The 9,078-nt window shown below is 73.9% G+C and carries 8 protein-coding genes; 1 reads left to right on the forward strand and 7 read right to left on the reverse strand.

The window, feature by feature from the left end; all coding sequences use genetic code 11:
• Positions 1-34: 34 nt before the first annotated feature.
• A complete protein-coding gene (locus QM638_RS02095; RefSeq protein WP_415140272.1) occupies positions 35-337 on the forward strand; it encodes a class I SAM-dependent methyltransferase in 303 nt (100 codons plus the stop codon).
• Between the two features lie 14 nt (positions 338-351).
• On the opposite strand, the gene QM638_RS02100 is transcribed toward QM638_RS02095, so the two are convergent.
• The 7 genes from QM638_RS02100 to QM638_RS02130 all read right to left on the reverse strand — a co-directional run.
• Positions 352-1,197, reverse strand: a complete 846-nt coding sequence (locus QM638_RS02100) for a DUF3097 domain-containing protein (RefSeq protein WP_415140273.1) — start codon at positions 1,195-1,197, stop codon at positions 352-354.
• A 62-nt stretch (positions 1,198-1,259) separates the two neighbouring features.
• Positions 1,260-1,454 (reverse strand): PspC domain-containing protein, encoded by a 195-nt coding sequence (locus QM638_RS02105; RefSeq protein WP_415140274.1) that lies wholly within the window; start codon positions 1,452-1,454, stop codon positions 1,260-1,262.
• Positions 1,455-1,549: 95 nt separating this feature from the next.
• Positions 1,550-2,776, reverse strand: a complete 1,227-nt coding sequence (gene hemW / locus QM638_RS02110) for a radical SAM family heme chaperone HemW (protein WP_415140275.1) — start codon at positions 2,774-2,776, stop codon at positions 1,550-1,552.
• Between the two features lie 132 nt (positions 2,777-2,908).
• The gene (locus tag QM638_RS02115) at positions 2,909-6,472 is read right to left on the reverse strand and encodes an error-prone DNA polymerase (protein WP_415140276.1); all 3,564 of its coding nucleotides are present in this window, start codon (positions 6,470-6,472) and stop codon (positions 2,909-2,911) included.
• A gap of 12 nt (positions 6,473-6,484) precedes the next feature.
• On the reverse strand, positions 6,485-8,095 hold the full coding sequence (locus QM638_RS02120; RefSeq protein WP_415140277.1) for a DNA polymerase Y family protein: 1,611 nt from the start codon (positions 8,093-8,095) through the stop codon (positions 6,485-6,487).
• Positions 8,095-8,787, reverse strand: coding sequence for a hypothetical protein (locus tag QM638_RS02125; RefSeq protein WP_415140278.1), 693 nt, complete (start codon positions 8,785-8,787; stop codon positions 8,095-8,097). Before QM638_RS02125 ends, QM638_RS02120 begins: the two co-directional genes overlap by 1 nt.
• Positions 8,788-8,817: 30 nt before the next feature.
• Positions 8,818-9,078 (reverse strand): hypothetical protein (locus QM638_RS02130; protein ID WP_415140279.1); only part of this gene is annotated, 261 nt, incomplete at its 5' end.

Here is a 9,078-nt window from a genome sequence, read left to right on the forward strand (position 1 = left end):
CGGCCGCAGATGATGTCCTATCGGTGTGGATGGCATGGACCCAGCCGACAGGACGCGGCGGGCGCGCTCGTTCGAACGTGCCGCCGATGACTACGAGCGTTGGCGGCCGGAGTTCCCGAGCCGGCTCTTCGACGACATTCGCCACGCGGCGGGCGCACGCCTCGACGGTCGCGTGCTCGACGTGGGCGCCGGCACCGGACGCGCGACGTTGCCGCTCGTACGACGGGGAGCCAGGGTCGAGGTCGTCGAGCCATCCCGGGAGATGCTGGAGGTCCTCGGCGATCGGGTGACGCTCAACGGGACGACGCTCCTGGTGGAGGTGGCCGCCGCCCGGTGACGGTGCGGCGAAAGCTACTCCGCGGTGACGAAGTCGATCAGCTCCTCGACCCGGCCCAGCAGCGCCGGATCCAGGTCGCTCCAGGAGCTCACCGTCGAGAGCAGCCGCTTCCAGGCACGCGCGATGTCGGCCTGGTCGCGGTGCGGCCAGCCCAGGTGCTGGCAGATGCCCTTCTTCCACTCGATGCTGCGCGGGATCTGCGGCCACTCCGCCAACCCCACCCGGTCCGGCTTGATCGCCTGCCAGATGTCGATGAACGGGTGCCCCACGATCAAGACGTGCTGCCCGACCGCCGAGCGCCGGATGGACTCCGCGATCCGGGCCTCCTTGGAGCCCGTGACCAGGTGGTCGACGAGTACGCCGACCTTGCGCTGCGGACCGGGCTCGAAGTCGCGCAGGTGGTCGGCGAGGTCGTCCACGCCGCCGAGGTACTCCACCACGACGCCCTCGATCCGTAGGTCGTCGCCCCAGACCTTCTCCACCAGCTCGGCGTCGTGCCGGCCCTCGACGAAGATCCGGGAGGCGCGTGCGACCCGGGCTCGCGCATCGGCCACCGCGACCGATCCCGAGGCCGTCCTGCTCGGCTTGGGCGCCGTGACCGCGACCACCGGCGGCGTCAGGATGACCGGTCGGCCCTCCAGCAGGAAGCCCGGCCCGAGCGGGAAGGTACGGCGCTTGCGGCGCCGGTCCTCGAGGGTGACGGTGTACAGGTCGCGATCGACCTTGACGATCTCGCCGACGAAGTCGGTCTCGACCTCCTCGACGACCGCACCGTACTCGGCGGGCGTCTCGACCGCCCGGCCACGCTTCGGCTTGCGCCAGTCACCGGCGAGGACGTCGTTGCCATATCGATCAGCCACCCGGACACGGTAGCCCGGGCCCGGGCGTCAGGTCGGCACGCCGGGCACCGGCGTCGTGGTCGTCACGCCGTGTCGTCCTCGGGCATCAGCAGCCACAAGACGATATAGGCGATGAACTGCGGCCCGGGCAGCAGGCAGGAGACGACCGCGATGATCCGGACGACGTTCGGGTCCAGGCCGAACCGGCGGGCGAGGCCGGCGCAGACCCCGGCGATCCAGCGCCCCTGGCGGGGGCGGGAGAGAGTGGTTGCTGTCATGGCTCCAGCATGCGTCGCCGTGGTGCGCCGAGCCATCGGGGACGCCCCGGGTCCTCCCCTGACCTGCCGTCCCGGTCACCGGTCAGGGCAACCGGTCAGGGCAGCAGGTCACGCACCACGCCGTCGGCGAGCAGCCGGCCGGCGTCGGTGAGCACCAGCCGGTCCGCGGTACGGGTGACCAGGCCGCGTTCGACCTGCACCGGCAGCTCGGCGCGACCGGCCTCGTCGAGCGCGTCCACCGGCAGGCCGTCGGCCAGTCGCAGCTCCAGCAGCACCCGCTCCACCCGCCGGTCCTCGGCGCCCAGCACCTCCCGCGCCTGGGCGGGGCTGAGGCCGGCCTCGACCCGCTCGGCGTACGCGGCCGGATGCTTGCGGTTCCACCACCGCACGCCGCCGACATGGCTGTGCGCCCCGGGTCCGATCCCCCACCAGTCACCGCCGCGCCAGTAGAGCAGGTTGTGCCGGCAGCGCTGTGCCCGGCCGCTCGCCCAGTTGGACACCTCGTACCACTCCAGTCCGGCCGCCCGGAGCAGCTCGTCGGTCAGCAGGTACTTGTCGGCCAGGTCGTCCTCGTCGGGCATCGGCAGCTCGCCGCGGCGGACCCGGCGGGCCAGCGCGGTGCCGTCCTCGACGATCAGCGAGTACGCCGAGACGTGGTCGGGCTCGCAGTCGAGCGCGGCCCGCACCGAGGTCCGCCAGTCGGCCAGGCTCTCCCCCGGCGTGCCGTAGATCAGATCGAGCGAGACCTGCTCGAACCCGGCGGCGCGGGCCCACTCGACCACCCGCGGCACCCGGTCGGGGTCATGGGTGCGGTCGAGGGTCGCCAGCACGTGCGGGACCGCCGACTGCATGCCGAAGGAGATCCTGGTGAGGCCGCCCTCGCGCAGCGCGGCCAGCTCGGCCGGGCCGACGCTGTCCGGGTTCGCCTCGGTGGTCACCTCCGCGTCGTGGGCGAGCCCGAACTCGGCTCCGATCGCACCGAGCATCGCGGTCAGGTCGGCCGGCGGCAGCAGGGTCGGCGTACCACCGCCGAAGAAGACCGTCTCTACCGGCAGGTCGCGCTCACCGAGCACCCGGCGGGCGAGCCTGATCTCGGCGATCGCCTGGTCGGCGTACGCCGCCCTGGTGACCGCACCCCCGGACGAGGTGAGGCCCAGGTCGGTCGCGGTGTAGGTGTTGAAGTCGCAGTAGCCGCAGCGCACCGTGCAGAACGGCACGTGCACGTAGCAGCCGAAGCCGTGGGAGCCCACCGCCTCGAGCGCCCCCGCCGGCAGGCCGCCGTCGTCGGGCACGGGGTCGCCGGGCGGCAGGGTGGAGGGCACGCCCCATTGTCGCGCGAGGTTCGCGCGGACCGACGCGAAGGCCCGCACGCGCGAGATCGGCCCTGGACCAGGGCTCGGGCGCGCAGCAGCTCCCCGAGGACGATCGGCTCGACGGCGCGGCCACCGGTCGAACTACCTGAAGTCCCGGGAGCGATGCCGCGCCGCGAGCGCCCGGGCCGCCTCGGGATGGAGCTCGTCGAGCGTCGAGAGCCGGTCGGCCACCAGGTTGGTGACGCCGTCGTTGCGCTCCAGCATGCCGCGGATCAGCATCGCGCTGGCCGAGACCGCCACCTTGCGGTGGCGATGCCACAGCCCGGCGGTGCAGATGACGTTGAGCATCCCGGTCTCGTCCTCGAGGTTGAGGAAGGTCACCCCGCCCGCCGTACCCGGCCGCTGCCGGTGGGTGATGAGTCCCGCCACCGTCAGCCGTCGGCCGGCCTCCACCCGGGCCAGCTCCGCCACCGTCGGGATCCCGGCCGCGCTCAGCCGCGCGCGCAGATGTGCGAACGGATGCGAGCCGGTGGTCACCCCGGTCGCCCACAGGTCGGCGAGGGTGGTCTCCACCTCGTTCATCTCCGGCAGCAGCGGCACCTCGCCGCTGAGTCGCAGCCCGGGCAGCTGCTCCTCGGTCTCGGTCCACCCGGACTGCCACAGCGCCTGCCGACGGGTCAGCCCGAAGGCCTCGTCGAGTGCGCCGGCGGTGGCCAACGCCTCCAGCTGCGCCCGGTCCAGCCCGGCCCGGCGGGAGAGGTCGAGCGGGTCGGTGAAGCTCCGCTCGGCCCGCGCCGCCACGATCCGGGCCGCCACCTCCTGGCCGATCCCGCGCACCGAGCCCAGGCCGAGCCGGACGGCGAGGCCGGCGTCGCGACGGTGCTCGGGCGTCGGATCGGGTGTGCCGGGCACCCAGTCGGTGGGACCTCCCAGATGATCGCCCAGGCACTCCTCCCGCCCCGCGGACGAGTCGGGGCCGGCCGGGCCGGCCGGGCCGGCCAGGGGCTCGAGATCCGCGGCCTCGGCCGAGCGCAGCAGGTCCGGCCGTCGTACCCGTACGCCGTGCCGGCGGGCGTCCTGGGTCAGCGACTGCGCCGAGTAGAAGCCCATCGGCTGTGCTCGCAGCAGCCCGGCCAGGAAGGCGCCGGGGTAGTGCAGCTTGAGCCAGGAGGAGGCGTAGACCAGCTTGGCGAAGCTGAGCGCGTGCGACTCCGCGAAGCCGAAGCTCGCGAACGAGACGATCTGGGTGTAGATCGCCCCGGCCTGCTGTTCGCTCAGCCCCTTCTCCCGCATCCCGTCGAGGAGCTGTCTGCGCAGTGACTCGATGCGTTCCACACCCCGCTTGGAGCCCATCGCCCGGCGCAGCAGGTCGGCGTCGTCGACGCTGAAGTCGCCGAGCACCCGGCCCATCTCCATCAGCTGCTCCTGGAAGAGCGGCACTCCCCTGGTCCGCCGCAGCACCGGCTCCAGCAGCTGGTGGGCGTAGCTCTCCGGCTCGCGGCCGGTGGCCCGGCGTACGTAGGGATGCACCGCGCCGCCCTGGATCGGGCCGGGCCTGATCAACGCGATCTCGATCGCCAGATCGTAGAAGCAACGCGGCAGCAGCCGGGGAAGGGTCCCGATCTGGGCCCTGCTCTCCACCTGGAAGACGCCGATCGAGTCGGCGCGACAGAGCATGTCGTAGACCGCCGGCTCCTCCTTCGGGATGCTGGCCAGCTCCCAGGACTCACCGCACCGCTGCGCGACGATCCGCATGATGTGGTCGAGTGCGGCGAGCATCCCCAACCCGAGCAGGTCGAACTTGACCAGCCCCATGAACTCCGCGGCGTCCTTGTCCCACTGGATCACGGTGCGGCCCGGCATCCGAGCGCGCTCGATCGGGCAGACCTCGCCCAACGGCTCCTCGGTGAGGATCATCCCGCCGGAGTGGATGCCGAGATGGCGCGGGGCGCCGTGGAACTCCCGGGCGAGCGCCAGCACCGGCTCGGGGATGGCCAGGTCGTCCTGCCCATCGGACCCTCTGCCACCGGACCCTCTGCCCTCGGACCGGTGGCCGGCCCGATCCTCGGCTCCGTCCTCGTCGACCCCGCCGTCCTCCACCTGGGACCAGCTGTGCACCCGCTTGGACCAGGCGTCCTGCTGCCCCGGCGAGTGTCCGAGTGCCTTGGCCGCGTCCCGCACCGCCATCTTCGGCCGGTAGCTGATGACGTTGGCGACCTGGGCGGCGTTGTGCCGACCGTAGGTGTCGTAGACCCAGCCGATCACCTCCTCCCGGCGATCGGAGTCGAAGTCGACGTCGATGTCGGGCGGCTCCTCGCGGTTGTCGGAGATGAACCGGGCGAACGGCAGCTCGTAGTAGACCGGATCGACGGCGGTGATCCCGAGCGCGTAACAGACCGCACTGGCGGCGGCGCTCCCCCGGCCCTGACACAGGATCCGCCGGTCCCGGGCATAGGCGACGATGTCGTGCACGATCACGAAGTAGCCGCAGAAGTCGAGCTTCTCGATGGTCGCCAGCTCCTCCTCGATCCGCTCCCGGGCGGCCGCGACGAACGTGGGGTCGCCCGGGTTCGCGTCGACATAGCGGAGCGCGAAGCCACGCTCGGTCAGCTCCCGCAGCCAGCTGACCGCGGTGTGCCCGGCCGGGATGCCCCGCTTGGGCAGATGCGGCGAGGCCTTGCGCAGGTCGAAGGCACACCCGGCCGCCAGCTCGACCGAGCGGGCCACCGCACCCGGGTAGCGCCGGAAGAGACGCTCCATCTCGGCACCGCTGCGCAGATGCGCCGAGGGCGCCGCCGGCAGCCAGCCGGCGATCTCGCCCAGTGAGCGTCGGGCCCGCACCGCGGCCATCGCATCGGCGAGCCGGTGTCGCTCGGGAGTCGCGTAGTGGACGTTGCCGGTCGCCACCGTCGGCAGCCGATGCTCGGCAGCGATACCGGCCACCAGGTCGTTGTCGGCGCTGTCGGTCGGATGACGGTGGTCGGTCAGCTCGACGGCGAGGTTCGCCGCGCCGAACATCTCCACCAGCTCCCCGATCGCCCGTGCCCCCGCGCGGGGTCCGCCGGCAGCCAGCGCCTGCCGCAGGTGTCCCTTGCGGCAGCCGGTCAGGATCAGCCAGTCGTCGCTGTGCCGGGCGTGCGCGGCGAGCTCGTCGAGGTCGTAGCGCGGACGGCCCTTCTCGTCGCCACGCAGCTGCGCCTCGGTGATCGCGGCGGCCAGGCTGCGATAGCCGGGGACGCCACGGGCCAGCACCAGCAGATGGGTGCCCTCGGGGTCGGCGACGCCCTGCTGTGGTGCCGACAGCCCGAGCGACAGCTCGGCGCCGTAGATGGTGCGCAGCTCCGGATGCGACGCGGCGGCCTCGGCGAACGCCGGCGCGCCGTAGAAGCCGTCATGGTCGGTGAGCGCCAGTCCCTCCAGCCGCAGCGCGACCGCCTGCTCGACCAGCGCCGCCGGGCTGCTGGCCCCGTCCAGGAAGCTGAAGTCGGAGTGGGCGTGCAGCTCGGCGTACGGCACCGGCGGCTCGGTCGGTCCGATCGGCTCAGCGGACCCGGTCGGCTCCGTCGGCTCGGCGGGCGGTACGGCGGCGGGCCGCCTCTTGCGCCGCGAGATCGGCGCGTCGCCGTACGGATCACTCGGCAGCGGCCGGCCGGAGAGCCTCCGCTCCATCTCCTTCCACCCGATGTTCGGGTTGTCCCATCCCATCGCCTCACCCCCTCAGTCGTAGGCCGCCTCGGTGGCCCACGCTGGGCCACCTGGACCGTCGCAGTCGTAGCGAAGCAACCAGGCGCGACCGTCCACCCCGACCAGCTGGAAGCGTGCGATCCGCCGTCCCCCGCCCGGCTCCCACCACTGCTCGGTGACCGGCCAGGGACCTGCCCAGGCGGCGACCGGCTGCCACCGCTCGCCCGGCGCGGTCCGGAACCGGGAGGGCTCGCCGCTCACGCCTCCCCGGACGCGTACGACGACCGGGCGGCCGGAGGCGTCGGCCACCTCGGCCGGCCACGGCTCGGCCAGCACCCGGGCCGGTGCCGGCGGCGGGATGCTGCCCGGCCAGGGCAGGGCCGGGTCCCGCAGCCCGCCCTCACCCGGTCCACCCGGCCGGAGCGCACCCCAGGAGCGGACGGCCTGCCGGTCACCGGGGGACCGACCGCCCTGGAGCATCGGCGCCACCACCGCGTCCGGCCCGAGCATCCCCTGCACCCGGGCGACGCCGCGCTCCACCCGGGCGTCGGTACCACCCCACAGGCCATCGGCGTGCACCGACTCGGGAACGACCTCGCCGGGCACGAACCGCACCCGGGTGATGGCGGAGGCGATCTCGCCGGCACGCCGCCGCCCGCCCGGCCGCCCATCTGTCTGCCCGCCGATCTGCCAGTGCAGCCGATCGATCAGGTCGGTGGAGGTGAACCAGCGCGGGTGCAGCCAGCGTCGGATCGAGGCCGCCGCGGAGCCGGCTCCGCCACCCCGCTCGGTCTCCACCTCGATGATCACCTCGGTCGCCACCAACCGGCGCCGGTCGAGGCCGGCGATGAACAGCTCCGCCGTCCGCCGTGAGCTGAAGCAGACCGTCTCCGCCGAGGTCAGCGGCGGCTCGAAGCCGATCTCGCAGGCCAGCTCCGGAGGCGGCGTACGGCCGGTCAGCGGACGGCGGCCGGCGCCGGCGATCACCTCCCGTACCCAGGCCGCCTGGGCACCGAAGCGGGCCCTGATGTCGGTCGGCGGGAGGTCGGCGAGATCGCCCAGCCGGGGCAGCCCGAGCCGGCGCAGCAGACCGACCGTCTCCTCCTCGGCGATCACCTCGACCGGCAGTCCGCGCAGGAAGTCGGCCGACTCCCCGGCCGGGACGATGCGACTGTCCTGCACCCTCGCCTGGCGCGCGGCCTGCTCGGCGGTGAAGAGCTCGTCGGCGACGCCGATCCGCACATCCCAGACACCGACCTCGACCACGCACTCGGCGAGCACCGCCGCGGCCTCGGCCTCGCCGCCGTAGTACCGCGCGGGGGAACGCAGGGCGACCAGCCCGGGCCGCAGCGGCCTCACCCCGGGCCGGATCTGTTCGAGCGCCGTCAGCACCTCCTCGAAGGCGCGGGCCTCGCCCGCCTCGTCGGCCCGGAGGACCACCAGCTCCGGGCAGCGCGACTGGGCGTCGCGGCGGCGCATCCGGCGGCGGATCCCGAACGAGCGGGCCGCCTCGTTGCAGGCGTGGACCAGGTTCGTCCCGCCGGCGCCACCGAAGACCGCCGCCGGCAGGTGCCGGGGCAGGCCGGCCGCGGCGAGCGCCGCGGCGACCGACCAGTCGGCGCACCACACCACCATGATCCGCATCAGCCGACCTCCCGGAGCCCCGGACCGACGGCGCCGGACGCCTCGGACTCGGCGCGCATGATCCGGCCCTCGACCGACGGGAACCACAGCGTCGTACGCCGGGCGGGTGCGGTGCCGCGGCGCACCTCGACCTCCACCCGGCGCGCCCGCAGATGCCCCTCGCCCTGTCCCGGACCGACCCACCGGGGATCGCCCAGCGTGACCCGGGCCTCCGCCCGGGGCCAGTCCCGGCCGAGGCAGACCAGGGCCGCGTCCCGGGCGCGCAACCTCGCCGCCAGCCGCTCGGCGAGCCCGACCGGGACCCTCCCCGGCGGACGCAGCACCACCAGCGTGGCCACGTCGATGAGCGCCGCCGTCGCCTCCACCCAGCACTCCCCCGGCTGCGGCACCAGGATGGTGCGCTCCAGGTTGACCCCGGTCTCGGCGGCCGCCAGCACGCCGAGGTCCGGCTCGCCGATCACCGCGCACCACTCGCCCGCCGCCGACGGTCCGGCGAGCAGCAACAGGGCCAGCCCGACGTCGCCGACGGCGTACGCACTCCCCGTCCGCAGCCGCAGCAGGTCCGCCAGCACCGGGTGGGTGGTCAGCTCACGCCCGGTGCTGGCCCGCTCCAGCCGGCGCATCCGGGCGCGGAGCTGCTCGATCTCCGCCTCGCGCCGGTGCGGCCGGATCGCCTCCGCAACTGTGCCCACACCTAAGGATCGAACATATGTTCGAGGAGGTCAACCTCGGCCCTCCGCGGGCGACAGCTCGGCCGCCAGGTAGCCGAGCCGCGGATAGGCGTCGGTGGGGTGAGCGCTGAGCGTGACGCCGGTGGACGAGACCGCCGCCTTCCAGTAGGTCTCGCCCGCCACCACCAGGAACTCCGCGCTCGACGCTCCATCGCAGGACACCGGCGCGGTCAGCAGCTCCGGCTCGCCGAAGGCCCGGGCGACCGCCGCCTCGGGGGTCGCCAGCAGTGCCGCCCGCGCCGCCGCGACCAG

Source organism: Nocardioides sp., from assembly GCF_047606145.1.
Taxonomy (GTDB): Bacteria; Actinomycetota; Actinomycetes; order Propionibacteriales; family Nocardioidaceae; genus Nocardioides.

Excerpts from the sequence above, each read along its gene's own strand:
- QM638_RS02120 (WP_415140277.1), bottom strand. The coding sequence starts at position 8,095 with ATGCGGATCATGGTGGTGTGGTGCGCCGACTGGTCGGTCGCCGCGGCG.
- QM638_RS02115 (WP_415140276.1), bottom strand. The coding sequence starts at position 6,472 with ATGGGATGGGACAACCCGAACATCGGGTGGAAGGAGATGGAGCGGAGG.
- QM638_RS02095 (WP_415140272.1), top strand. The coding sequence starts at position 35 with ATGGACCCAGCCGACAGGACGCGGCGGGCGCGCTCGTTCGAACGTGCC.
- QM638_RS02105 (WP_415140274.1), bottom strand. The coding sequence starts at position 1,454 with ATGACAGCAACCACTCTCTCCCGCCCCCGCCAGGGGCGCTGGATCGCC.